At 61.7% G+C, this 22,621-nt stretch carries 20 protein-coding genes; 8 read left to right on the top strand and 12 right to left on the bottom strand.

Annotation, left to right across the window (positions count from 1 at the left end; all coding sequences use genetic code 11):
* Positions 1 to 52 precede the first annotated feature (52 nt).
* Together VSP_RS03265 and VSP_RS38860 are read left to right on the top strand one after the other, a co-directional pair.
* The gene (locus tag VSP_RS03265) at positions 53 to 1,237 is read left to right on the top strand and encodes a lactonase family protein (RefSeq protein ID WP_009958717.1); all 1,185 of its coding nucleotides are present in this window, start codon (positions 53 to 55) and stop codon (positions 1,235 to 1,237) included.
* A 54-nt stretch (positions 1,238 to 1,291) separates the two neighbouring features.
* Positions 1,292 to 2,020 (top strand): putative secretory protein, encoded by a 729-nt coding sequence (locus VSP_RS38860; RefSeq protein WP_009958716.1) that lies wholly within the window; start codon positions 1,292 to 1,294, stop codon positions 2,018 to 2,020.
* On the opposite strand, the gene clpX is transcribed toward VSP_RS38860, so the two are convergent.
* The gene (clpX, locus tag VSP_RS03255; RefSeq protein ID WP_009958715.1) at positions 2,017 to 3,288 is read right to left on the bottom strand and encodes an ATP-dependent Clp protease ATP-binding subunit ClpX; all 1,272 of its coding nucleotides are present in this window, start codon (positions 3,286 to 3,288) and stop codon (positions 2,017 to 2,019) included. The genes VSP_RS38860 and clpX overlap by 4 nt on opposite strands.
* A 242-nt stretch (positions 3,289 to 3,530) precedes the next feature.
* Here clpX and VSP_RS03250 point away from each other — a divergent pair, with 242 nt between their 5' ends.
* Both VSP_RS03250 and VSP_RS33665 read left to right on the top strand, forming a co-directional pair.
* Entirely contained in the window at positions 3,531 to 4,721 is a 1,191-nt protein-coding gene (locus VSP_RS03250) for a hypothetical protein (RefSeq protein ID WP_009958714.1), read from the top strand.
* A gap of 64 nt (positions 4,722 to 4,785) precedes the next feature.
* Positions 4,786 to 6,177, top strand: coding sequence for a Gfo/Idh/MocA family protein (locus VSP_RS33665; RefSeq protein ID WP_009958713.1), 1,392 nt, complete (start codon positions 4,786 to 4,788; stop codon positions 6,175 to 6,177).
* A gap of 941 nt (positions 6,178 to 7,118) precedes the next feature.
* Here VSP_RS33665 and VSP_RS03240 read toward each other — a convergent pair.
* The 5 genes from VSP_RS03240 to VSP_RS03220 all read right to left on the bottom strand — a co-directional run bounded on the left by VSP_RS03240 (position 7,119) and on the right by VSP_RS03220 (position 11,428).
* A complete protein-coding gene (locus VSP_RS03240) occupies positions 7,119 to 7,748 on the bottom strand; it encodes an alpha/beta hydrolase (RefSeq protein WP_009958712.1) in 630 nt (209 codons plus the stop codon).
* Between the two features lie 42 nt (positions 7,749 to 7,790).
* Complete coding sequence (gene wrbA / locus VSP_RS03235) at positions 7,791 to 8,411, bottom strand: NAD(P)H:quinone oxidoreductase (RefSeq protein ID WP_009958711.1); 621 nt, start codon at positions 8,409 to 8,411, stop codon at positions 7,791 to 7,793.
* A gap of 79 nt (positions 8,412 to 8,490) precedes the next feature.
* Positions 8,491 to 9,441 carry a VOC family protein gene (locus VSP_RS03230; RefSeq protein WP_009958709.1) on the bottom strand — a complete coding sequence of 317 codons (951 nt, stop codon included), beginning with the start codon at positions 9,439 to 9,441 and terminating at the stop codon, positions 8,491 to 8,493.
* 20 nt (positions 9,442 to 9,461) lie between these two features.
* Positions 9,462 to 9,812 (bottom strand): cupin domain-containing protein, encoded by a 351-nt coding sequence (locus VSP_RS03225; protein ID WP_009958708.1) that lies wholly within the window; start codon positions 9,810 to 9,812, stop codon positions 9,462 to 9,464.
* A gap of 44 nt (positions 9,813 to 9,856) precedes the next feature.
* On the bottom strand, positions 9,857 to 11,428 hold the full coding sequence (locus VSP_RS03220; protein WP_157210709.1) for an esterase/lipase family protein: 1,572 nt from the start codon (positions 11,426 to 11,428) through the stop codon (positions 9,857 to 9,859).
* 105 nt (positions 11,429 to 11,533) lie between these two features.
* Here VSP_RS03220 and VSP_RS33660 point away from each other — a divergent pair, with 105 nt between their 5' ends.
* Positions 11,534 to 12,163 (top strand): 4'-phosphopantetheinyl transferase family protein, encoded by a 630-nt coding sequence (locus tag VSP_RS33660; RefSeq protein ID WP_009958706.1) that lies wholly within the window; start codon positions 11,534 to 11,536, stop codon positions 12,161 to 12,163.
* 6 nt (positions 12,164 to 12,169) lie between these two features.
* On the opposite strand, the gene VSP_RS03210 is transcribed toward VSP_RS33660, so the two are convergent.
* The 4 genes from VSP_RS03210 to VSP_RS03195 form a co-directional block, all read right to left on the bottom strand.
* Entirely contained in the window at positions 12,170 to 12,520 is a 351-nt protein-coding gene (locus tag VSP_RS03210) for a hypothetical protein (RefSeq protein ID WP_198141305.1), read from the bottom strand.
* 56 nt (positions 12,521 to 12,576) lie between these two features.
* Positions 12,577 to 15,771 (bottom strand): efflux RND transporter permease subunit, encoded by a 3,195-nt coding sequence (locus VSP_RS33655; RefSeq protein ID WP_009958704.1) that lies wholly within the window; start codon positions 15,769 to 15,771, stop codon positions 12,577 to 12,579.
* Positions 15,772 to 15,914: 143 nt separating this feature from the next.
* On the bottom strand, positions 15,915 to 17,147 hold the full coding sequence (locus VSP_RS03200) for an efflux RND transporter periplasmic adaptor subunit (protein ID WP_009958703.1): 1,233 nt from the start codon (positions 17,145 to 17,147) through the stop codon (positions 15,915 to 15,917).
* A 62-nt stretch (positions 17,148 to 17,209) separates the two neighbouring features.
* The gene (locus VSP_RS03195; RefSeq protein ID WP_009958701.1) at positions 17,210 to 17,824 is read right to left on the bottom strand and encodes a TetR/AcrR family transcriptional regulator; all 615 of its coding nucleotides are present in this window, start codon (positions 17,822 to 17,824) and stop codon (positions 17,210 to 17,212) included.
* 102 nt (positions 17,825 to 17,926) lie between these two features.
* On the opposite strand from VSP_RS03195, the gene VSP_RS03190 reads away from it, so the two are divergent.
* On the top strand, positions 17,927 to 18,373 hold the full coding sequence (locus tag VSP_RS03190) for a thioesterase domain-containing protein (protein WP_009958699.1): 447 nt from the start codon (positions 17,927 to 17,929) through the stop codon (positions 18,371 to 18,373).
* A gap of 124 nt (positions 18,374 to 18,497) precedes the next feature.
* Here the strand turns inward: VSP_RS03190 and VSP_RS33650 are convergent, their stop codons facing one another.
* Both VSP_RS33650 and VSP_RS03180 read right to left on the bottom strand, forming a co-directional pair.
* Positions 18,498 to 19,718 carry an MFS transporter gene (locus VSP_RS33650; protein WP_009958697.1) on the bottom strand — a complete coding sequence of 407 codons (1,221 nt, stop codon included), beginning with the start codon at positions 19,716 to 19,718 and terminating at the stop codon, positions 18,498 to 18,500.
* Positions 19,719 to 19,981: 263 nt separating this feature from the next.
* Positions 19,982 to 20,740, bottom strand: coding sequence for a 3-oxoacyl-ACP reductase family protein (locus tag VSP_RS03180; RefSeq protein WP_009958695.1), 759 nt, complete (start codon positions 20,738 to 20,740; stop codon positions 19,982 to 19,984).
* A 79-nt stretch (positions 20,741 to 20,819) separates the two neighbouring features.
* Between VSP_RS03180 and VSP_RS03175 the strand changes: the two genes are divergently transcribed.
* Both VSP_RS03175 and VSP_RS03170 read left to right on the top strand, forming a co-directional pair.
* Positions 20,820 to 21,428 (top strand): TetR/AcrR family transcriptional regulator, encoded by a 609-nt coding sequence (locus tag VSP_RS03175; RefSeq protein ID WP_009958694.1) that lies wholly within the window; start codon positions 20,820 to 20,822, stop codon positions 21,426 to 21,428.
* Positions 21,429 to 21,504: 76 nt separating this feature from the next.
* Complete coding sequence (locus VSP_RS03170; protein WP_009958693.1) at positions 21,505 to 22,533, top strand: EamA family transporter; 1,029 nt, start codon at positions 21,505 to 21,507, stop codon at positions 22,531 to 22,533.
* The last annotated feature ends 88 nt before the right edge of the window (positions 22,534 to 22,621 follow it).

Genomic DNA, 22,621 nt, shown 5'->3' with positions numbered 1-22,621 from the left:
GAGATTCATTTGGGCTGGTAAATCTCCGCATTCCGTGTCGTTCTAGACATCCATGAAACTGCCTCGCACCCTCCGACTCACGGCCCTGGCCGCACTGCTCCCTCTTGGCGGCCTGAGCGCCGCCCACGACCAGTTGGTTTACATTGGCACCTACACCGGGGCGAAGAATGCCAAGGTGGAAAGCAAGGGCATCTATGTATTTGGGTTCGACTCCGAGTCCGGCAGGCTGGAGCCCATGGGCCTGGCGGGCGAAGTCAAGAGCCCGAGCTTCCTGGCCATCTCTCCATCCCGGAAATATCTCTACAGCGTATCTGAGGCACCGATGGGTGCTGCAAGCCCGGGCAAACCCGCGACCGGCGGAGTGAGCAGTTTCTCGATCGATCAGAAAACGGGCAAGCTCACCCTGCTGAATCAGGAGTCCAGTGGGGGCAGCGGCCCTTGTCATGTGAGTGTGGACCACACCGGCAAGACCCTGCTGGTGGCCAACTATGGCAGTGGCCATGTCGCCTCTCTCCCGGTGAAGGATGATGGCTCCCTGGCCACCGCGGCCACGGTGTACCAGCATGAGCCCGCCTCCAAGGCGAACCCGAAGCGTCAGGAAGGGCCCCACGCCCACTCCATCAACGTGGATGCTGGGAACCAATTTGCCTTTGCCGCCGATCTGGGCTGCGACCGCGTCTTCATCTACAAACTGGATGCCGCCCAAGGCAAGATCACCCCCAACACACCCGCATTCGGCACCGTCCCCGCTGGCGGGGGGCCGCGCCACTTTGCCTTCCACCCCAACGGCAAGTACGCGTATGTCTGCAATGAGATGACCTGCACCGTCACCGCCTTTGAGTACGATGCCGCCCGCGGCGCGCTGACTGAGAAGGACACCGTCTCCACCCTGCCCGAAGGCGTCGCCGTTGACCCGAAGTTCTCCACTGCTGAGACCCAGGTGCATCCCAGCGGCAAGTTTGCCTATGTGTCCAACCGTGGCCACAACACCATCGCGGTGTATGCCGTGGACCAGGCCAGCGGCAAGCTGAAGCTCGTGCAGAGCGCGCCCACCGTGGTGGAGACGCCGCGCAACTTCGGCATTGATCCCTCCGGCAAGTGGCTGATCGCGGCCGGTCAGAGTTCCAGCAACCTGGCGGTCTTCGCGATCAACGCAGGCACGGGCAAGCTCACCCCCACGGGCCAGACCCTTGAAGTGGGGTCACCGGTGTGCGTGAAATTCCTGCCTGTGGAATGAGCTTTTTGCCGCGCGAGGTTGTCGAACGGCCCCATGCGCGTTTCAGCCATCCACATGTTCCGTTCTGCCAACACGGCGGTTGCCCTCGCAATCGCCGTGTTTGCATGGGTGCCCCCGCTCAATGCTCAAACAACCAATGGCCCCAGAGTGCCCGAGCTGATTCAACCTCTGGTGAGCCGGGGGCTGAAGGTGACGGTGGACACCTCTGGTGCGCCGGAATGTGCCGACTGGGCGGAACGGGCGAAGGAGATGGTGGAACTCTGGCATCCCATCGTGTCAGCCTATCTGGATGCCCCCCTGGATCCAAGTGAGAAGGAGATCCATCTGGTGTTCAAAGAGATGAAGGGTGTGGCCGCCACCTCGAAGAACGTCATCACCATCGCTTCGGGCTGGGTGAAATCCCACCCGAATGATCTGGGCATGGTGTTGCATGAGCTCGTGCACGTGGTCCAGGACTATCCGCCCACTCAATCTGTCTGGCTCATAGAGGGGATTGCCGACTACATCCGCTTCTGGATGGCAGAACCGGAAGGTCAGCCCAAGCAGTTCAACCGGGCCAAGGACAACTACCGCAATGGCTACCGCACGACCGGAGCCTTCCTGGCCTGGATCGAAAAGCAGTACAAGACCCCTATCGTGCGCGACACGAATCTCGCGCTGCGCCGTGCCACCTACAAAGACAACCTCTTTGAGGAGAAAACGGGCAAGAACCTCGACGCCCTCTGGGCGGAGTTCATGGACCGCACTGAAAAACCCACAGCTGAGACCAAGCGGCCCACCTAGGCCGCATTCTTGTCCACACGCTTGCGAACCAACGGCGGGCGGTCGCCTTTGACCACCGCTTCGGTGAGCGTGACGGCGCGCACATCGCGACGGCTGGGAATGTCGTACATGACATCCAGCATGATGCGCTCCAGGATGCTGCGCAGACCGCGGGCACCGGTGCCACGCTTCAGCGCTTCCCGGGCCATGGCGATCAAAGCATCGCGGTTCACCTGGAGGTCCACGCCGTCCATCCCCAGCAGCTTGGAGTACTGCTTGATGAGGGCGTTCTTGGGCTCAGTGAGCACGCGGACGAGTTCTTCCTCCGTGAGCTGCTGCATGGCCACCACCACAGGCAGACGGCCGATGAATTCCGGGATGAGGCCAAAGCCAAGCAGGTCTTCAGGCTGGACATCCTTCGTCAGGTCGGCGTCCTGCTGTTCACGATTGAGCATCTCGTTGCCGAAGCCCATGACCTTACGGCCACGGCGCTTGGCCATGAACTGGTCCAATCCCACGAAAGCGCCCCCGCAGATGAAGAGGATGTTCTCGGTATTCACCTGGATGTACTCCTGCTGCGGGTGCTTGCGCCCGCCCTGCGGCGGCACGTTGCACACGGTGCCTTCCAGAATTTTCAATAGAGCCTGCTGCACCCCTTCCCCACTGACATCCCGGGTAATGCTGACGTTCTCTGTCTTGCGCCCTATCTTGTCGATCTCATCGACGTAGATGATGCCCATCTCAGCTCGAGCCACATCGTAGTCAGCGGCCTGGAGGAGGCGGAGAATGATGTTTTCCACGTCCTCACCCACGTAACCGGCCTCGGTCAGCGTCGTGGCATCGGCGATGCTGAAGGGCACATTGAGAATGCGGGCTAGCGTCTTTGCGAGAAGCGTCTTGCCGCAGCCCGTAGGCCCCACGAGCAGCACGTTGCTCTTCTCGATCTCGACATCGTTGTACTCGCCGATGGCCGCCGTCTTGCGGTCAGCACTGGCTTGGGCACTGAGGATGCGCTTATAGTGGTTGTGAACCGCCACACTCAACACCTTCTTGGCATGGGCTTGGCCGATCACATGGTGATCCAGCGCGGCCATGATGTCGGCCGGGCGCGGCACCACCAAGGGCGGCTGCGCATCCAGGTCATTCGTCGTCTCCTTGTCCAGAATGGTCTTGCAGACGTGAATGCAGTTGTCACAAATGTACACCCCGGGGCCGGCAATAAGCTTCTTCACTTCTGCGTGGCTCTTGCCGCAGAAGGAGCAGATAGTGAGGTTTGAGGCTCGGGCCATGCCTGGGGAAAAAGTTGAAGAATGGAACGGTCTAACTGGTTGAACTGTCGCATACAGCGCGCTCAACGCGCAAGTCTTTTATCCAATCTTGATACGGGTGGAGGCTGCTGCCGGCGTCTGGTCAAACATGCATTTTCTCCTAACAACAGAGGGCTCTAAACCATTTCACGGCAAGGGCGGATGCACGAAGTGTTCCGCCTTTCTGGTCCGTTGAGATTTTTTTCATTTCGCTTCGTCCCTCTATGCGCACGTTCCGCTCTCTTAAACAAATCGCGTTTCCCCTGGTGGCTGGTCTGGCCTTGGTGGGAATCGTGGAGGCGAAAAACTACCCTGCCGCCCGAAGCTTGGCCGGACAGCTCTCTCCCCAGGGCCTGACCCCCAGTGCGGATCCGGGTGGACTGGGCAAAGCCCGGGACCAGATCCAGAAGGTCCTCACTGGCATGGAGCAGTCCCAAGTGGCAGGAGGGCCAGGAGCCACTGATCTGCTGGAGACGGCGTACAAGATGTTCGTCCCCCAGGTGGGGCCCGCCCACCGCAATGCTGCCGTGGGAACCCTGACGAGTATGTGGATCGAAGCCCGTGCCCTGGGGGCCTTCGACGAGCAGAATCGGTTCACGGGCAAGATCACCAAGGGGGCGGATACCGGGCAGGCGGTGGTATTTGAGTACATCGTGCCCATGAATCTGGCCCCCAAGTTCTCACGTGATGTGGCCAATGTGAGGCTCGTCGCCCCTAGCAGAAAGCGGGCGGAGGGGTCCAAACCTACAGACCGTGAACTGGCCTATGCCAACACGTTAAAGGTCATCGAGCGCGAGATGAGCGGCTTGAAGAGCCTGGCATCGATCGAGAACGGCCCCAAGATGAATGGGCTGGGACAGACCAAGGCCGAAGCTGAACAGCTCTGGAAGGAGCAGCAGAAGCTGGCAGGCGACAAGGCCCAGCAGAAGCCCAGCATCCTGATCCAGAGCCGCCTGGCCTCCACGCCCAGCAAACGAAACGACTACAAATGGGTGGTGCAGGCGGAGGTGACGAACATGTCCATGTTCCCCACGGAGGTGGAGGTGGAGTGCATCATCCTGGGAACGACGGACAAGTACCGCCAGAACTATGTGATGGGGCAACCCAAACAGAAGCTCCAGATGCGGGCGGGTCAGGCAGAGAAACTCGTGTTCGAGACACCCATGAACGAGGGGGCCTACAAGGGGCGGGCCGATGACTTCGAAAAGCTGAGCAAGCCCGAACGGGCGGGCTCGCAAGCCAGCTTCCGCGGGGCCATCATTCGGGTGAATCATCCCAAAGGCACCGCCGCCACCTTTGCCACCGACCCGGTCATGCTGGATCTGCTACAGGAAAATGCCGAGGTGAAACTGGATGCCCTGCCCAAGCTGTATCTGGATGCGAAGACCTGGCCGCCGCTGAGCACCGGAAAATAGGGTGCCACGCGAACACCAGTGCGTGGAGCAAGAGCTGGCGGTGTCGGGACGTAAGGGTCTGACCATGTCAGACAACGCTCCCTCCCCTGCTCCACAACCCACCACGCCCTCCCCCGGTGCTCTCAGCCGACGTCGATTTGTCACCACCACGGCTGCCGCAGCCTTTGGCTTTCAAGTCGTGCCCCGGCACGTCATCGGCGGCCCAGGATTCACGCCGCCCAGCGAGAAGCTCAATCTCGGTTGCATCGGAGTGGGCGGTCAGGGGGCAGGCGACATCGCCGACATGGTCAATTCAGGCTTGGTCAACATCGTCGCCCTCTGTGATGTGGATCTGAAACAAGGCGCGGGCACCATCAGCAAGCATCCCAACGCCAAGCTGCACCGCGACTACCGCCGCCTGATCGATCAGCAGAAGGACATTGATGCCGTGGTCATCGCGACCCCAGATCATGTGCATGCGCCAGCCAGCATCCTGGCCCTGCGCGCCGGCAAGCATGTGTATGTGGAAAAGCCGCTGGCCCACTCCATTGGCGAGGCAAGGCAGATGGCGAAGGTGGCCAAGGAAAGCAAGCTGGTGACCCAGATGGGCAACCAAGGGCACGCCAGCGAAGGCCTCCGCCTAACTCGCGAGTGGATTCAAGCCGGGGTCATCGGCAACGTGACCGAAGTTCACGTGTGGTCCGATCGCCCGGGCAAGTTCTGGGACAGCCAGGGCAAACCCGCTCCCACGGATGCCCCGGTGGTGCCGGACACGCTCGATTGGGATCTCTGGCTGGGACCAGTGGCCAAGCCGGTGAAGTACCACCCCGAGTATGCCCCGCGCAAATGGCGAGGCTGGTGGGACTTCGGCTGCGGCGCTCTGGGTGACATGGCCGTGCACAATGCGGACCCGGCTTTCTACGCACTGGATCTCGGCTCCCCGGACTGGGTGGACGCAGAGAGCGCCCCCAACAACAACCAGTCCTTCCCCGAGTGGAACATCATCACCTACCACTTCCCTGCCCGTGGCACGATGCCAGCGGTAAAGATGGTGTGGTACGACGGTGGCAAGCTGCCCCCCAAGCCTCCGGGCATGGAGGCCGAACGCAGCCTCGGCGACAACGGCATCTACTTCGTGGGCGACAAGGGCGTCATCCTGGCCGGCGGCTGGGCAGGCACCCCGCGTCTGGTGCCCGAGGCCAGGATGAAGGAGTTCGTGATACCGGCCAAGTCCATCCCACGCTGCACGGTCGGTCACCGCCGCGAGTGGATCGAAGCCTGCAAGGCCGGCAAACCCGAGGACGCGCATTCAGGCTTCCACTACTCCGCTCCGTTTACGGAAGCGCTGCTGGTCGGTCTGCTGCCCGTCCGGTTTGGCAAGAGGATTGAATGGGATGGGGCCAACCTGAAGGCCACGAACGCGCCGGATGCGGATGCGTTCATCCACAAGGTGTACCGGGATGGATACGGAATTTGATAAGGGGAAGAGGAAAAAACTCAAAAATCCAAAGTTCAAACTTCAAAGGGGGCGGTCGCGAGGCCGCCTTCTTTTGTGACATCCCACATGCCGATGCGCCCCCAAGGAGCGGCGGTTTGTGTGCACAACCGCAGGAGGTGGCCAGAGGAAGGCCTCGCCCCAACACAGCAAGCAGCGACGGACGCTGGGTAAAGGGAGGTTACATGCGGGATTTGCGCTATAGACGCTTCAGCTAGTGCCTGCCTGGGAAGCTCGGGGAGCGCACGCATCCTGCGTGCTGTTTGCGGCATCTTGCCGCGAACGTCAGTCAGCGCATGACATCAGGTCCAACTGACGTGGGGGTGTTGATGGCGGTGGGAGAAAGCAAATGCGGTCGGCCTTCCCACCTGAACATCGTCCGCGGAGGTACCCAGGGTTGACTCGCTTGAGGCTCGTCCAACCACTGGGCTGTGTTAGAGATCCCCGCTGGGGATCAGCTTCGATCTGGGGCGGGCACCTCAAGGCGGTTCCTTGGCTTCCACCCAAACGCACGCGGTTGGTCCATTCTCCTCACGCCGACAACTACAGGGCGGCGTTGTTTGCTCAAGGGCAGAGGGAAAGTTAAAGGAGCCAATGCATGCGTAGCCGGGCTGACGGCTGACGCCCTGAATGCCCCCCACTGGTCATTGAAGATCAACTGCCCAGCACCAATGTAGTTGACGACGTGAGGAGGCACTAGCTGAAGCGTCTGCCACCTCTCTCCCGCCCAGCATCTCCGCAGACCCATGTTCCCCCTCCCAACGTAGGGCTTGCAGCCACATCCTCCTCGAGTAAGAGCCTCGACCGGTTCATGAGCCAACGCGCAATCAACTGACGCACTGACGCACTGACGCACTGACGCACTGACGCACTGACGCACTGACGCACTGACGCACTGACGCACTGACGCACTGACGCACTGACTAAACCCACGCCGTCATGCGGCCAGACACCCAATCCACTTCCTCCTGAAACACGGTGTGATCACCGCCGGGGAAAATGTGGGACGTGACACTGGCACCCAGCCCCTTGAGAGTCTGCACGCTGGATTTCACAAACTCCAGGGGGATATGAGGATCTCTCTCCGAGCAAGCCACGAGCACCGGCACCGAAGCCAGATCCACCACGGGCCGCCCGGTTCCTTCCGGACCAATGAGCGCACTGCTCATGCCGGCAACAAAACCCAGCCTGGCCGGCTGGCGCACAAGATACTCCAGGGCCAGGCAGCCGCCCTGGGAGAAGCCCGCCAGCCCGATCCGCTCCAGAGGCACTCCGGACGCTGTAATTTCCTGTACCAACTCATGCAGCAGCGTGAGACCGCTGGAGAGCCAGGGTTCGTTCATGGCCAGGGGCATGAAAAACCGCTGGGGATACCAGGCGCCCTGGGTGGCATCGGGCGCGAAGAAGGCAACCCCTTCCTGCGGCAGCACATCCGCCAGTCCGGCGATGTCTTCCGCAGAGGCTCCGCGCCCATGCACCAAAATCACCGCGCCACGCGCCTCCTTGAGCGGGGCGCCAAACCGCAGGGTGTTCGAAATCTGGTGAATGGACATGGTGCGGGAAACTACATCCCTGGCCCTGGGGAAGTCGAGCCTTTACTTCGCCGCCAGCTTGGCCGCCACCTGCGCGAGGTGTTTGCCCTGATAGCGGGCGATGGCCAGTTCGTTCTCACTGGGAAGGCGCTGCCCCTGGGCGTCCGTGATGGTGGAGGCACCATAGGGGGAACCGCCGGTTATTTCCTTCATGTTGAGCAGCTCCTGGGCGGCATAGGGCACGCCCACCACCACCATGCCCTGGTGGAAGAGGAAGGTCTGCATGCTGATGAGCGTGGTTTCCTGGCCGCCATGCTGGCTGGCGGTGGAGGTGAAGACCCCGCCAGCTTTGCCTACAAGAGCACCGGACATCCAATGGGAGCCAGTGGCATCAAAGAAAGCCTGCATCTGGGCGGTGGCACTGCCAAAGCGGGTGCCGGTGCCGAAAAGGATGCCATCCGCTTCGTTCAGCGTCTTGGGATCGGCAATAGGGATGTGGGCGAAAGCCTTCTTCGCCTCCGTGGCCCCCATTTTGGCAATGATCTCTTCGGACAGGGTCTCGGCCACCTGAAGCAGCTCGACCTCCGTGCCAGGCACCTCCCGGGCACCCGCAGCCACCGCCTCTGCCATGTGATAGATGTGTCCGTACAGGCTGTAGAAGATGACTTTGATGCGAGTGCTCATGAGGGGATGATTGAAGGGTGAAGGTTCCTATAGTCCAATGGGAAATTGCGGGAGATCCTGACAAAAAAGTCTAACGCCCTCAAGCATATTGCCGGGGCGGCTCCAAAGGAGGAAGCGCAATCTCAATTTTCTCCCGCAACGGGGCATACTGCTTGGGCAGCCTCAACTCCGTGCCGAGGGATTCAGCGGGCTCATCGACCGCAAAGCCAGGCGACTCAGTAGCGATCTCGAAGAGGATACCGCCGCGCTCACGGTAGTAGATGGAGTGGAAGTAGTCGCGATCCATCACAGGTGAGACTGCGAAGCCGCTGCGATGCAACCGGTCCTTCATGACGAGTTCCTCCTCATCGGTGGCCACCCTCCATGCGATGTGGTGGATGGTGCCCACCCCGCCCATGCCAAAGGGGCCTGTCGCATCCACCACGATATCCGCAAAGCGGCCGGAGCCACCGGCGCCGAATTCATAGCGCGAGCGGTTCCCCGCCCGTTGGACACAACGACAGCCCATGTCATCCATCATCAGCTTCTCCGTGGCAATGCCGCTGCGCACCGTCAACTGGGTGCTGTGCAGCCCACGCAGGGCCTGCTCCACAGGAACGCCCGCCCCCGCCCACCCCGGCCGGGTGTCCTCTGCCACCGCCACGATCTCCAGCGGGATGCCGTCGGGATCGCTGAACGCGAGTGTTTCTTCCTCAAACCGGGTCCTGCGTTCTACGCTCACCCCATTTCGCGAAAGCCGGTCTGCCCAGTAGTCGAGAGCAGCGGGTGCCGCGGAAAAGGTGATGGCCGTCATCTGCCCGGCACCGACCTGCCCCTGAGATCCCATGCCCGGCCAGTAGAAGAAGGTGACAATGCTGCCCGGTGAGCCGGATGCATCCCCGTAGTACAAATGATAAGCAGAGGGATCGTCGAAGTTCACCGTCCGCTTCACCAGCCGAAGTCCCAGCAAGCCGGCATAGAAGTCGATGTTGCGCTGGGGATCACTGGCAATGGCCGTGACATGGTGGATGCCGGTGACGGGATGGCTCATGGGTGCGTTCTGCGGGGAGTTTAGGAGATGGGGATGAAAAGGGAGCGCCGGACGCCGGGGCTCAGCTGTCGTGTGCGATGACCGCGACCCGTGACGTCTTCCAGCAACAGGATGCTGCCGCCCGCGAACTCCCGCGTCTCTCCATCGCCGGTCTCAAGCGAGATACGACCATCCAACATCACGAGCCATTGTTTCCGGGGCGCTGGGTGCCAGTCGTAGTCATACGTGCCGTCCGTCTCGCGAAAGATGATGCCAGAGGCGGGGAGGACTTCCGAAAGCCGACCGATGGGCCCCCCATCGGTCAGCGGGACCTCCACCTCGTCAAAGTGGGTAAGACCATCGGTGCCGGTGTAGATGCGCGTGGCTTTCATGTTCCGGAATGACGTATCGAAGCTGATGCCGCGCCAGGATGCCCTCAAGAACCCGATTTTCTCAAGTGTTCATACAGGATGCGTTTGATCTCCGCCACAGCCTCCTGTTTGCGGAAGGAATTGTGGCCGGAGCGTACGACCAGTTCAGACTCGGCTCCGTCCAGGTGGCTGCTCTTGTAGGTGACAATGCCGTCACTACCCAGATCCAGCGGACCGGCCCCCTTCTGGCCGATGATGCTGTGGAACGGCACCTCTGGAGGAAGGGTGGCCAGCATCTGCAGGGAGGGACTGCTGGCCGAGAGGGTGCGGATGGAGCTGAACTTGCCCTCGTCATAGAGCCCCACCACGAAGGGATGCACAACCTCCCGCTGGACCTCGACCAGATGCCCGAACACATCCGTGACCTTGCGATCCGGGCGGAACAGCGTCTGCCCCAGATCACCCACAAAGTTGTCCGCCCACGTGCTGCCCCGGTGCGGCACGGAGATGAACACCACCCGCTTCACCCGGGGATCGCGGTGAAAGAGAAACACGCCCTTGAGCTGGGCCAGCGATTCAGGCGGCATCTTGACCTTGTCGGGGCGGACGTTGATGACTGCATCCCAGAGCTTGTAGCCGGGCTCGGAGACCAGCGTGTGGGTCAGGATGCCCCCCATGCTGTGGCCGATGACGACAAGATGGTTCGTGGCGAAGTCGTCACCCTGCGGGTCAATCTCCTTCAGGGTCGAGGAAAGCACTTGGCGAAAGTTGGCGGCATTGAGCAGCACCGGGGTCCCGGTGGGGTAGTGATAGTGCCAGATCTGGTAGCGCCGCCGCACCATGGGATCGGACTGAAGGTCATTCGTCAGGTTGATGAAGGCGACCGGGGTGGATTGCAACCCGTGCACCATGAGAAGCGGGATTTTCTTCGGATCATAGGGCTCCATGAGGTAGAGCTTTTCCCGCCGCTTGCTTTTGGTGGGGGACAACATGCCACCGAAGCCGCTGCGGGCGAGGGGCTTCGCTTTCTCCACCAGCTGCGCAATGGGGGCTGAGTAGTTAGCCGCCACGGTCACGGCCTTGCCCCCGATCTCCAACGTCGAGTGCTCAACCGGATTCACGAAACGCAGCGTCCACCTCCCCTCCCCTGCTGGCAACACCACCGCCGTATAGGGCGCAGAGAGCCCCTCTGGAGGACGGTGATTGTCCAACCGGCCCGTGCCGTCGTTTGGCCGCCAGGCCACCACCGGCACCCCTACCCCGGGCCGGGTGTGATACTGGTCCAAGAGCCCCGTGCGAAACTCATCGGAAGGCGTGAACCGGTGCACCCCCTTTTCCGCGCAGGGATCGATCACCACCTGGATGCCAAGCCTCTCACACTCGGCCACTTTGCGCTCTGGAGGCAGTGCGTCATACCACACCACCATCTCCCGCACTGCCTTGTGGTACGCCGTAAGCGTCTCTGGAGGCAACGGCAGCGGGGTCACCGGGCCCTCAGCCACAGTCGTGACTTGCAGTGGCCGCACCGCCCGCGTGAGGCTGGCCAGTTCAGGTCCAGTCGTGCAGGCGGCCAGCCCGGCACAGACAAGGCCAAGCAAAGCGGCGCGAGAGAAAGATACCGGCGGGAGCAGTCGCATGGGTCAAGCAGCCATTCAGCATTCGGTCGCCGCCCTGCAGGTGCAACCAAATTGTTCACACTGGCAACGAAACCGGAAAGCCGCTAAGTAACTCCCTCAGAAGTCATGGACGACGCCTTGCTTTTGCGATTGAACCTGCAACTCGCCGCCCTGCTGCCCCCCGGCGCGGCAGGCCGGATCGATCGCATCCGAGACGCGGATGGTGCCAGTCTGACGGCGCTGGAACTCGTCGGCCGGGAGCGTGCCGTGCCCGCAGTCAAACGGGCCAGCGGGGCGGCCCGACGTCTTGCCAAGGCACTCTGCGCTCAAATGGGATTCCCCACGGCGGAGATCCCTCGCGGCCCCAAAGGCATGCCCCTCTGGCCACCTGGAGTGTTGGGTTCCATGGCACACGATGACAGCCTGGCCGTGGCAGTGACCGCCGCCACGAATGGCACCTGCTCGGGCTTGGGGGTGGACATCGAACCCGCCATACCCCTGGATGACGGACTGCTCCCCATGATCGCCAGCCAGCGGGAACAAGCGGCGATCCAAGCTGGACAGAGCACGGGCAAGCTCTTGTTCTGCATCAAAGAGGCGGTCTTCAAGGCAGTCTATCCCACGGCCAGGGTCTTCCTGGAATTCACGGAGGTGGAGATCGACTTCTGCCAGCAGACCGCCCTGACGAACTACGGGCGAACCGTCTTCTGGCGGGCCATTGCCGATCCCCACCATGTGGCCACCGCCTGGTGGTAGCGCCCGTCAGATGAGCTGGTTCAAGACCTTCACCGTGGGGGCACTCTCATCGCGAATGTAGGTGTGGTGATTTCCAGAAACCGCATGCAGATGAAGCCCGCCCAGGGCGAGCCACTTCCACCCTGACGCCACAGCCTCCGGGTCCTTGAAGCCGGTGGACAGCACCAGATGGATCTCACTGGCGACCGGGCGCGGCGTCCAGGAATCCAAAAGCTGATGGTAGTGCTCCACACGATCCGGCAGCGTTCCCTCACGGGGCCCCCACTCGTCGCCACCCGCAGCACCGTTCCCGCCGCGACGCCAGGGCAGCCATCGGCTCCAGGCAGAAGTCGGCGGAGTCGGAGCCGGACGATCCATGAAGATCAGGCGGCCGGGCGGTTCTCCTTGCGTCTCCAGGAGGTTCACCCACTCCATTAGGCGTGGGCAGTCGCCGAATCAGGGCCGCCATGGGACGGCGTCACCACAGGGGCGACCGCCGGCTTCTTCACGCCGAGCTTCTCCAGCACCACATAGAAGATCGGGGTGAGGAAGAGACCAAAAACGGTCACGCCAATCATCCCGGCAAACACGGCCACGCCCATGGCGTGGCGCATCTCCGCACCGGCCCCTGTGGCCACCACCAGGGGGAACACCCCGGCGATGAAGGCGATGGAGGTCATCAAGATGGGGCGCAGGCGCAGGCGGGAGGCTTCCAGCGCAGCTTCGACGATGCCCTTGCCTTCCTCGCGAAGTTTCACGGCGAACTCCACAATGAGAATGGCGTTCTTCGCGGCGAGACCGATCAGCACGATGAGGCCGATCTGCGTGAAGATGTTGTTGTCCCCCTTCGTGAACCACACCCCGGCCATGGCCGAGAGCAACGCCATGGGAACAATGAGCAGCACGGCAAAGGGCAACCTGAAGCTCTCATACTGGGCGGCCAGCACGAGGAACACGAGGACGATACTGATGGGGAAGACCAGCATGCCCGTATTACCCGCCAGGATCTTCTGATAGGTGAGTTCCGTCCAGTCCAGGGCCAGACCTTTGGGCAGCGTCTCTGCGGCCAGCTTCTCCATGATGGCCTCGGCCTGACCCGAGCTGAAACCAGGGCCGGGCATGCCGCTGATCTCCGCAGCGGGGTAGCCGTTGTAGCGCATGGCCCGATCCGGACCATAGGTTTCGGTCACGGTCACCAGAGAACCGAGGGGCACCATCTCGCCTTTGGCATTGCGGGTCTTGAGCCGCAGGATGTCATCGGCATTGGTGCGGAACTCCGCATCCGCCTGGGCCACCACCTGATAGGTGCGGCCGAACCGGTTGAAGTCATTCACATACAGCGAGCCCAGGTTGATCTGCATGGTCTCGAAGATGTTGGCCAGCGGCACGCCCTGCTGCTTGGCCTTGGCGCGATCCACATCGGCCTGCAACTGGGGGTTGTTGATCGTGAAGCTGGTGAAGAGCCCCGCGAGGCCTGGCGTCTGATTCGCTTTGGCGATCAGGGCCTGCGTGGCATTGTACAGCTCGTCATAGCCCAGACCAGCGCGGTCTTCGACGTAGAACTTGAACCCGCCCGTGGTGCCGAGACCGTTCACGGGAGGCGGAGTGAAGATGGCAATGAAAGCTTCCTGGATCTCGCCAAACTCCTTGTTGAGCTGGGCAGCGATCTCGGCACCGGACATGCCAGGGCCTTTGCGCTCTTCAAACGACTTGAGCGTGGTGAAGGCAATGCCAGAGTTGGGGCTGTTGGTAAAGCCATTGATCGACAGGCCGGGAAAGGCCACGGAGTCGGATACGCCCTCGTGCTTCATGGCGATCTCCGTCATGCGACGAATGATCTTGTCCGTGCGCTCGATCGAAGCGCCTTCGGGAAGCTGGGCAAAGGCGATGAGGTACTGCTTGTCCTGGGCTGGCACAAACCCCGCAGGCACCTTCTGGAAAAGGTTCGCGGTAAGCACCAGCAGGCCGCCATACACAATGATCGCGATGGCACTCACGCGGATGATGCGGGCCACGCCGTTGGAGTATTTCTGGGAGGCCCAGTCAAAGAAGCGGTTGAAGGGGCGGAAGAACCAGCCGAAGGCCCAGTCCATCGCCTTGGACAGCTTGTCCTTGGGCGCATGGTGGTCCTTCAGAAGAAGAGCGCTCAACGCAGGGGAAAGCGTCAGGGAATTGAACGCAGAGATCACCGTGGAGATGGCGATGGTGATGGCAAACTGCTTGTAGAACTGCCCGCTCAACCCGGTGATGAAGGCCGTGGGAATGAACACCGCGGAGAGCACCAGGGCGGTGGCCACAATGGGCCCCGTCACCTCACTCATGGCCCGCTTGGTCGCCTCCACAGGTGTGAAACCCAGGGCGATGTTTCGCTCCACGTTCTCCACCACCACGATGGCGTCATCCACCACAATCCCGATGGCCAGCACAAGGCCGAAGAGAGAGAGCGCATTGATGGAGAACCCGAGCGCACTCATGATGGCAAAGGTGCCCACCAGGGAGACGGGCACCGCAGCCAGCGGGATGATGGAGGCACGCCAGGTCTGAAGGAAAAGAATGACCACCAGCACCACCAGGATGACGGCCTCCACCAGCGTGTGTACCACGGCCTCAATGGAGTGCCGCACGAACACTGTGGGGTCATAGGCAAAGGCGTACTCCAGACCGTCGGGGAAGGTCTTTTTCAGCTCTGCCATCTTTTCCCGCACGGCATTGGACACGGCGATGGAGTTGGCTCCGGGAAGCTGGAAGACCGGGATGGCCACGGCCGCTTTGTTGTTGAGCAGAGAACGCAGCGCGTACTCGGAGGCACCGAGCTCCATGCGGGCGATGTCCTTGAGCAGCACGCGTTCGCCGCGCGCTCCAATCTTTACCACGATGTCGCCGAATTCCTCCTCCGTCACAAGACGTCCCTTGGTGTTGATGAGCAGCTCATTGTCACCCGCATGCGGGTTGGGCTGCTGGCCCACAGAACCGGCGGCCACCTGCACGTTCTGTTCCCGGATCGCCGCCACCACATCACTCGCGGTCATGCCGCGGGCCGCCACCTTGTTGGGGTCCAGCCACACGCGCATGGCATAGTCTCCTGAACCGAAGAGCTGCACCTGCCCCACCCCGGGCAGACGGGCCAGCACATCACGCACCTGGAGCGTGGCGTAGTTGCGCACGAAGACCTCGTCATACCGGTTGTCGGGGGAGAAGAGGTGCACCAGCAGAGTCATGTCTGGCGAGCTCTTCACCGTGGTCACGCCGATACGGCGCACCTCCTCCGGCAGCTTGGGCTCTGCCTGGTCCACGCGATTCTGCACCATCACCTGCGCCTTGTCCGGGTCCGTGCCCAGCTTGAAGGTCACCGTCAGCGTCATCACACCGTCGGTGGTCGCCTGGGAGAACATGTAGATGGAGTTCTCTACGCCGTTGATGGACTGCTCCAGCGGGGTGGAGACCGTCTCGGCGATGGTCTTGGGGTTGGCACCGGGATAGCGGGCGGTCACCACCACCGTGGGCGGCACCACTTCCGGGTACTCGCTCACCGGCAGCAGCCAGAGAGCAATGGCGCCCACCAGCAGGGTGATGATGGACAAGACACCCGCAAAGATGGGGCGCTTGATAAAGAAGTCTGAGAAGTTCATGACAGGACGGGTTGGCAGTTCAGGACGGAGGCAAAGCGGCGGCTGATCCCGGCATCAGAAGCCGGATCTCAATCAAAGGAGGTGATGGAAGCGGGGAGAGAAAGGCCGCCCCGAGGGGGAGACGGGGGGCCCGGACTGAAGCGTTATTTCATCGCCACAGCGGCGGATTCGGGGCTCACGATCATGCCGGCAGCGACGCGCTGGGTGCCGTTCACAATCACGCGGTCACCAGGCTGGAGACCTTCGCGGACCACGCGCTTGCCTTCCACCAGGGAACCCAGCTTCACGGACTTGAGCGCGACCACGTTCTCGGGGTTCACGGTAAGCACGAACTTCTGGCTCTGGTTGGTGCCAATGGCGCGCTCGCTGATCACCAGGGCTGACGACGGGGCGCTCACGGGCACCCGCACCCGGGCGGAGAGGCCGGGCACCAGCTTGCCATCCGGGTTGGCGAAGACCATGCGCAACACCAGGCTGCCGGTGCCGGGATCCAGGCGGTTGTCGGCGGACTCAATCACGCCGCGATTGGGATAACCCGTCTCACCGGTAAGCTGCATGTCCACCGGCACGCGCCCGTTTTCCGAAGCCAGCCGGTTCTCCCTGCAGAGCTGGTTGATCACCAGGTAGGAGGCTTCGTCCACGTCCGCATACACATACACTTCGCCTTCGGAAACGATGGTGGTCAGCAGCGTGGCACCACCGGGAGCACCGGACACGAGGTTGCCCGCGGTAACATAGGCACGACTCACGCGACCGCTGATCGGCGCCCGCACCTGGGTGTAGTCGAGATCCAGCTTGGCAGTATCCAGCGAGGCCTGAGCAGCCAGCAGCTCTGCTTTGGCTTCCTCCAGGGTGGAGGAACGGGTGTCCGCCTCCTCCACGGAGATGGCACGGCTCGCGAGCAATTCCGTAGCGCGTTTGGCATCACGCTCGGTGATGCGGACTCTCACGCGGGCCTTTTCCACACCGGCCTTCGCCAGATCGAACTGGGCCTGATGCCAGCGGGGGTCGATGGTAAAGAGCACATCCCCTTTCTTCACGGACTGGCCCGCCTGAAGGCGCACGTTTTCAATGTGTCCCGACACGCGGGGGCGAATCTCCACACTCTCGATCGGTTCCACCCGACCGAGGAGTTCCCGATGATCCGTGATGGTACGCTCTTCCACCGGGGCGACGGTCACCTTGGGCGGTGGGGGTGCCGTAGCGGCGGGAGCGGCAGCGTGTTCGCCAGCGGAGGCCGTATGCGCACCAAAATAGGCGGCCCCGCCCACGCCGAGGAGCGTAACGAGGGAGAGCCAGGCAAAGGCACGCACGCGGGACTTCCGAGGTGCAAGGGAGGCAGGGTTGGCAATAGGTCCAAGGTCAGTCGAGTTCATGGAATAGAGGCTTGTAGTTGACTATATAGTAAACAATTTCTTGCGAAAAAAAGGCACCAGGGCTAGGCCGCGACCTTCAGGGAACGGGTGCCCAGGATGTCCAGGGACGCGTCGGGAAGAGTGCGCAAGAAATCAAGATCGTTCTGGATACGCGCTTGAGCGAGGCTGCCCTCGAACAACGCAAAGAGGCATTTGGCCTTGGCCGCCGCATCTCCGGGAGGGACGGAACCCTCCGCTTGGGCGTCGCGAATGGCCGATTCAAAGTAGCGGATCTGGCTCTGCAGGATCTCCTGCGCCTTGGACCGGATGACTTCATCCTGCGTACTAGTCTCAGAACCAATGGAAAAGCAGGGGCAACCGAGCACTTTGCCGTGCTCCTTTTGCACCTTCACCTGCCCATCGTAAACCGACTGCATGAACCCGCGAATGCGCTCCAGCGGCGGCAGGGAAGCAGAGAAAAGGGCATCCCACTTGGCCTTGCCGTCCTGGATCCAGTTCTCATTGAGCGCGGCCACCGCGAGGGTGGACTTGGAGTCGAAGAAGTAATAGAAACTCCCCTTTTTCACCCCGGCCTTTTCGCAGATGGCGTCAATCGTCACCACCCCGTAACTGCGCTCCCAAATCAGGTCGAGCGCAGCCTCAAGGAGGCGTTCTTTTGCGTCACTGGTACGGCCCATGGCTGACTGATGATAGTTGACTAGATAGTCAAATACAAGTCGAAATTCGAAAATTCTCGACTTCGGTCTGGATTCACCGTACCCGACATCTCCCTGTTTGCCATGCCTGCCGACGAGCTTCTCAAAGAAACCGAACGCTTTCTGCATGCGCAGATCCCGTTGACCAAGGACATGCAGGTGCACGTGGCATCCTTCGACGAAGCCCGGCTCGTCCTGACCGCCCCCTTGCAGGCGAACCACAATCACTTGGGGACTGCCTTTGGTGGCAGCCTGGCTACCTTGGCCACGCTGGCAGGCTACAGCATGCTCTGGCTCCTGCTGGAGGACCGGGAAGCCCACATCGTGATCAAGGACAGCAAGATCCGCTACCTGGCACCCGTCAGGGGTGAACTGCATGCTGCCTGCAAGCGGCCGGATGCCAAAGCCGTGACGAAGTTCAAGAAGCTCTTCGCGAAATCCGACAAGGCCCGCATCACGCTGAAGGTCGTGGTGGAGGAAGGAGACCGCGTCTGTGTGGAGTTCGAGGGAACGTTTGTGGCGTTGAGGTGAGGGCGGGTATTGAGGAGATTGGAAGCTGTTCGTAGTACAAACTTTAGTTTGCTCAGGACGCGTTACGGAAGATCGACTGAGCAAACTAAAGTTTGTACTACGAACAGTGCCCGGCTAACGAAAATCAGGAACAATCCACACACCCTCCCGGCACCGTAGCCGCCGAAGCTTTTGCCTTGGATCGCGTCACGTTGATGAGCACCAAAGTCGTGGTCAATGCCAGCACCACCACGATGGCTGCGGCGAGGCCGACGTTTGCAAGGCCAAAGGAGTCCAGCACCCGCCCACCGACGATGGCTCCAAGGCCGATGCCAATATTGGCACCGGAGATGTTCAATGAAGCCCCCAGGGCCGGGGCCTGGGTGACGGCCTTCATCACCCTCACATGGGATCCCGTAAAGAGCGCGGCCTGGCAAATCCCCCACACAACCAGCACAATGCCCAGCAGGACGTGCTGATGGATCACCGGCACGAGCACGGCCATGGCGACGACCATGGGACTGCCGAAGAGGAGGGTCACCCCGAGCGGTCGCTTGTCCACGATGCGGCTGGAAAGCCAGTTCCCGAGGAGGCCCACCGCGCCGAAGCCCATGAGGCACCAGCCCACCGTTGAACCATCGAACCTGGCCAGCTTCTCCAGGATGTCTGCCAAGTACGTGTAGGCGGTGAACATCCCGGCGAAAACGAGCATAGACAGGACTACGTGCCCGACAATCAGAGGATCTTTCAGTACTGCCAGCTGGCGGTTCACGGAAACGGGTTCCTCATGAGGGCGCACCGCCGGCATGAAGATCTGTAGCAGCACGGCTTTGAGCAGGGCAAGGCCCGCCAGCGCCCCAAAAGCAAGCCGCCAGCCAAAGGCATCGGAAATCAAGGTGCCAATGGGAATCCCAAAGATGGTGGCCACCACAATGCCAAACGAGACCATGAAGATGGCCTTCCCCGACTTCGCCGGTCCGGTGATGTTCACCGCTGTCTCACTGGCCAGTGACCAGAACACCGGCAGCATGACGGCGGGAATGAACCGGGCGAACGCCATGATGCCGATGTTGGGCGCGAGCGCTGCGATAAGGTTCGACACCGCAAACAAGAGCAGGGTCGCCACAAAGAGCCGCTTGCGATCAAACCGTGAAACCCACGCCGTGAGCGGCGGCCCCACAATCGCTACCGTGAAGGCGAACAAGGTGACCAACAGCCCGGCCTGGGAGACGGTGACCTTCAAATCCCGCGCCATGGGCGGGAGCAACCCCACAATGACGAACTCCGTGGTGAGGATGGTGAAGCCAGCGGCGGAGAGCAGATAAATCGGGAACCAGGAAGGCCGTGGCGAAGGGGAATCGGACATGGGAGATGTGTGATTACGCCTGACGACCTTGGAGGGAGACTAAAACTGAGGTTAAACCACAGAGACCCAGAGGCCGAAACTGAGGTCTAGACAGAATTAACAGAATTTACGGAAATAGAGTTCAACTTCTGGATGCCGATCTATGCGCGCGACAATCCGCAGCTCGAATCTCAATTTTGTTAATTCCGTTAATTCTGTCTAAAAATGCATTCCTCTGTGTTCTCTGTGCCTCTGTGGTTTAACCGACACTACCGCCCTGCTTATCAAGCACCAAAGCCACCATCAATCGTCAAGCTGGAGCCGGTGATGTAAGCCGCCTCGGCACTGGCGAGGAAGGCGACGAAGGCAGCGATTTCTTCACCTTTGCCGTAGCGATCGATCGCCATGAGCTTCTTCAGGCTTTCTGCGAAGGGGCCCGTTTCGGGATTCATGTCTGTGTTCACAGGGCCCGGCTGGACATTGGTCACGGTGATGCCACGAGGTCCGAGATCGCGAGCCAGCCCTTTGGTCAGGCCAGCGACAGCCGCTTTGCTCATCGCATACACGCTGCCCCCGGCGAAGGGCATGCGGTCGGCATTGGTGCTGCCGATGATGATGATGCGGCCGCCCTCTTTCATGTGACGGGAAGCTTCCTGGGAGGCGACAAACACACCGCGCACGTTCACCGCGAAGGTGCGGTCGAAGTCCTCAAGTTTGAACTCTTCCAGCGGGGCCATGATGGCCACGCCGGCATTGTTCACCAAAATGTCGAGCGCTCCCAGAGCTCGGACCGTTTCATCGACGGCATTCTTCACCTCTGCGGCATCCCCGCTGTCTGCCTTGATGGCGAGGGCCCTGCCACCAGCAGCCTCAATGGATTTGACCACCGCTTCCGCCTTCTCCTTGGCACTGGTGTAGGTGATGGCCACGGAGGCACCTTCAGCCGCAAGGCGGATGGCGATCGCCTCGCCAATGCCGCGAGATCCTCCGGTTACAAGGGCCACTTTGTTGGCGAGTCGGGGAGCAGGCGTTTCCGTTTTCATGTTCGTTCGTATTATTTACTGACTGGTACACATATCAGCGATGGACAATTGGGCGTCAATGATTAATTTACCAAAAGGTATGAAACCAAAGAAAACTCCCGCCGCGCCAGGTCGGCCCCGCGCTTTTGATGTCGATCAGGCGTTGGAGACGGCGATGAACCTGTTCTGGAAACAGGGCTATGAGGGCACATCCCTGACGGACTTGACCGGGGCCATGGGGATCAACCGGCCCAGCCTGTACGCCGCCTTTGGGAACAAGGAGGAGCTCTTTCGCAAAGTGGTGGAGCGCTACGGTTCCGGTCCGGGAAGGCATGCGACCACCTCGCTGGCGGAACCCACGGCCCGGCAGGTGGCGGAGGCGATGATTCGAGGCTCGGTGAATCTGCTGGGGGACAAGAGTCATCCGCGTGGGTGTCTGATGGTGCATGGCGCGCTGGCCTGTAGCGAGGACTCTGCGGAGGTGCAGCAGGACATGTCCACCATGCGCAGCTCAGCGGAAACGCAGCTGCGCGAGCGTTTTGCCCGGGCTCAAGCAGAGGGCGACCTTCCTGCCACCGCCAATCCCGCTGATCTGGCGCGGTTCGTCCAGGCTGTGACGCAAGGCATGGCCGTGCTGGCGGCCAGCGGGGCTACGGGAGAAGAGCTTGCCCGAGTGGGAGATCTGGCCATGCAGGCGTGGCCGAAGTAGGCCTCCCTCCCACCCGGAGCTCCGGCCGCGAAGTCACGGCAGACAAACGTCCGCGCCATTCGTATGCAAGGGGACAGTGGCTCCCTCATCCTCGTCAGCAGGCACCGCGTCCTCCCCCACCCTTTCGGCGTCCCCCTCCCTGACCGAGGCTGCAGCCAGGCCACCGCTCCTGCTCATCCTGCTGGCCTTTGCCGCAGTGTACCTGATCTGGGGCTCCACCTACCTGGGAATACGGCTGGCGACCGACACCATGCCGCCGTTTCTCATGGCTGGGAGTCGATTCGTCCTCGCAGGTGCATTCCTCTATGGGGTGCTCCGTTGGCGGGGTGAGGCCAAGCCTCCGACTGTGGCCTGGAAGGATGCGGCCATCATCGGCGGCCTCCTGCTGCTGGGTGGGAACGGCGGGGTCAGCTGGGCCCAGCAATACGTTCCCACCGGAGTCTCGGCGTTGATCGTCGCTTCCGTGCCCCTCTGGATCGTGGTCACCGACTGGTTGCGACCTGGCGGGACCCGCCCCCGGGCGACGGTCATGATCGGCCTGGCCCTGGGATTCTTCGGCGTGGTGCTCATGGTCTTGGGCAAAGACTCCAAAGGCCATCCCGTGGTCATTCCCCTGGGCGCGGCCGTGCTGGTGCTCTCCACTATCACCTGGGCGCTCGGCTCCATCTACTCCCGCCATGCCAAGCTGCCGGGATCCGCTCTGATGGGGATCTCCATGCAGATGATGGCGGGCGGGGGCCTGCAACTGCTGGTGGGGACGCTCCTGGGTGAGCTGCCCCGGCTGCGTTTTGACCTGATCAGTGCGACCTCTGCCTGGGCTTTTGTTTACCTGACCTTAATCGGCTCCCTCGTGGGTTTCACTGCCTACGTGTGGCTCATGCGCACCTGCAGTCCTGCGCTGGTCTCGACGTATGCGTATGTGAATCCACTGGTGGCAGTGGCCCTGGGCTCGCTGGTGCTGAAGGAGCCCGTGCCCCATGCCATGGCGACGGCCGGCGGGCTGATCCTGGCGGCGGTGGTGCTGATCACACTGACGAGCAAGCGACGGGCGAAGGGAGGGGATGCCACGCAGGCCGGCGGGGACTCACTTCGGAGTTCTGGTTGACCTGCGCAATGCACCCAGGGGTGGTGACGCCTTTTGCGTCACCACGGCCCACCATCATTGTGGCGAAGCTCCATGGTTCATGAACTTA

The organism is Verrucomicrobium spinosum DSM 4136 = JCM 18804 (assembly GCF_000172155.1).
In the GTDB taxonomy this organism is placed as follows: Bacteria; Verrucomicrobiota; Verrucomicrobiia; order Verrucomicrobiales; family Verrucomicrobiaceae; genus Verrucomicrobium; species Verrucomicrobium spinosum.
The sequence above is the reverse complement of the archived record's forward strand: the minus strand, read 5'-3'. Positions and strand labels throughout refer to the sequence as shown.

Coding starts and splice junctions, on each gene's coding strand:
- VSP_RS03240 (WP_009958712.1), bottom strand. CDS start 7,748: ATGTCCATTCACCAGATTTCGAACACCCTGCGGTTTGGCGCCCCGCTC.
- VSP_RS38860 (WP_009958716.1), top strand. CDS start 1,292: ATGTTCCGTTCTGCCAACACGGCGGTTGCCCTCGCAATCGCCGTGTTT.
- VSP_RS03210 (WP_198141305.1), bottom strand. CDS start 12,520: ATGGATCGTCCGGCTCCGACTCCGCCGACTTCTGCCTGGAGCCGATGG.
- VSP_RS03250 (WP_009958714.1), top strand. CDS start 3,531: ATGCGCACGTTCCGCTCTCTTAAACAAATCGCGTTTCCCCTGGTGGCT.
- VSP_RS33655 (WP_009958704.1), bottom strand. CDS start 15,771: ATGAACTTCTCAGACTTCTTTATCAAGCGCCCCATCTTTGCGGGTGTC.
- VSP_RS03175 (WP_009958694.1), top strand. CDS start 20,820: ATGAAACCAAAGAAAACTCCCGCCGCGCCAGGTCGGCCCCGCGCTTTT.
- VSP_RS03220 (WP_157210709.1), bottom strand. CDS start 11,428: ATGCGACTGCTCCCGCCGGTATCTTTCTCTCGCGCCGCTTTGCTTGGC.
- VSP_RS03225 (WP_009958708.1), bottom strand. CDS start 9,812: ATGAAAGCCACGCGCATCTACACCGGCACCGATGGTCTTACCCACTTT.
- clpX (WP_009958715.1), bottom strand. CDS start 3,288: ATGGCCCGAGCCTCAAACCTCACTATCTGCTCCTTCTGCGGCAAGAGC.
- VSP_RS33665 (WP_009958713.1), top strand. CDS start 4,786: ATGTCAGACAACGCTCCCTCCCCTGCTCCACAACCCACCACGCCCTCC.
- wrbA (WP_009958711.1), bottom strand. CDS start 8,411: ATGAGCACTCGCATCAAAGTCATCTTCTACAGCCTGTACGGACACATC.
- VSP_RS33660 (WP_009958706.1), top strand. CDS start 11,534: ATGGACGACGCCTTGCTTTTGCGATTGAACCTGCAACTCGCCGCCCTG.
- VSP_RS03265 (WP_009958717.1), top strand. CDS start 53: ATGAAACTGCCTCGCACCCTCCGACTCACGGCCCTGGCCGCACTGCTC.
- VSP_RS03180 (WP_009958695.1), bottom strand. CDS start 20,740: ATGAAAACGGAAACGCCTGCTCCCCGACTCGCCAACAAAGTGGCCCTT.
- VSP_RS03195 (WP_009958701.1), bottom strand. CDS start 17,824: ATGGGCCGTACCAGTGACGCAAAAGAACGCCTCCTTGAGGCTGCGCTC.
- VSP_RS03200 (WP_009958703.1), bottom strand. CDS start 17,147: ATGAACTCGACTGACCTTGGACCTATTGCCAACCCTGCCTCCCTTGCA.
- VSP_RS03230 (WP_009958709.1), bottom strand. CDS start 9,441: ATGAGCCATCCCGTCACCGGCATCCACCATGTCACGGCCATTGCCAGT.
- VSP_RS03190 (WP_009958699.1), top strand. CDS start 17,927: ATGCCTGCCGACGAGCTTCTCAAAGAAACCGAACGCTTTCTGCATGCG.
- VSP_RS33650 (WP_009958697.1), bottom strand. CDS start 19,718: ATGTCCGATTCCCCTTCGCCACGGCCTTCCTGGTTCCCGATTTATCTG.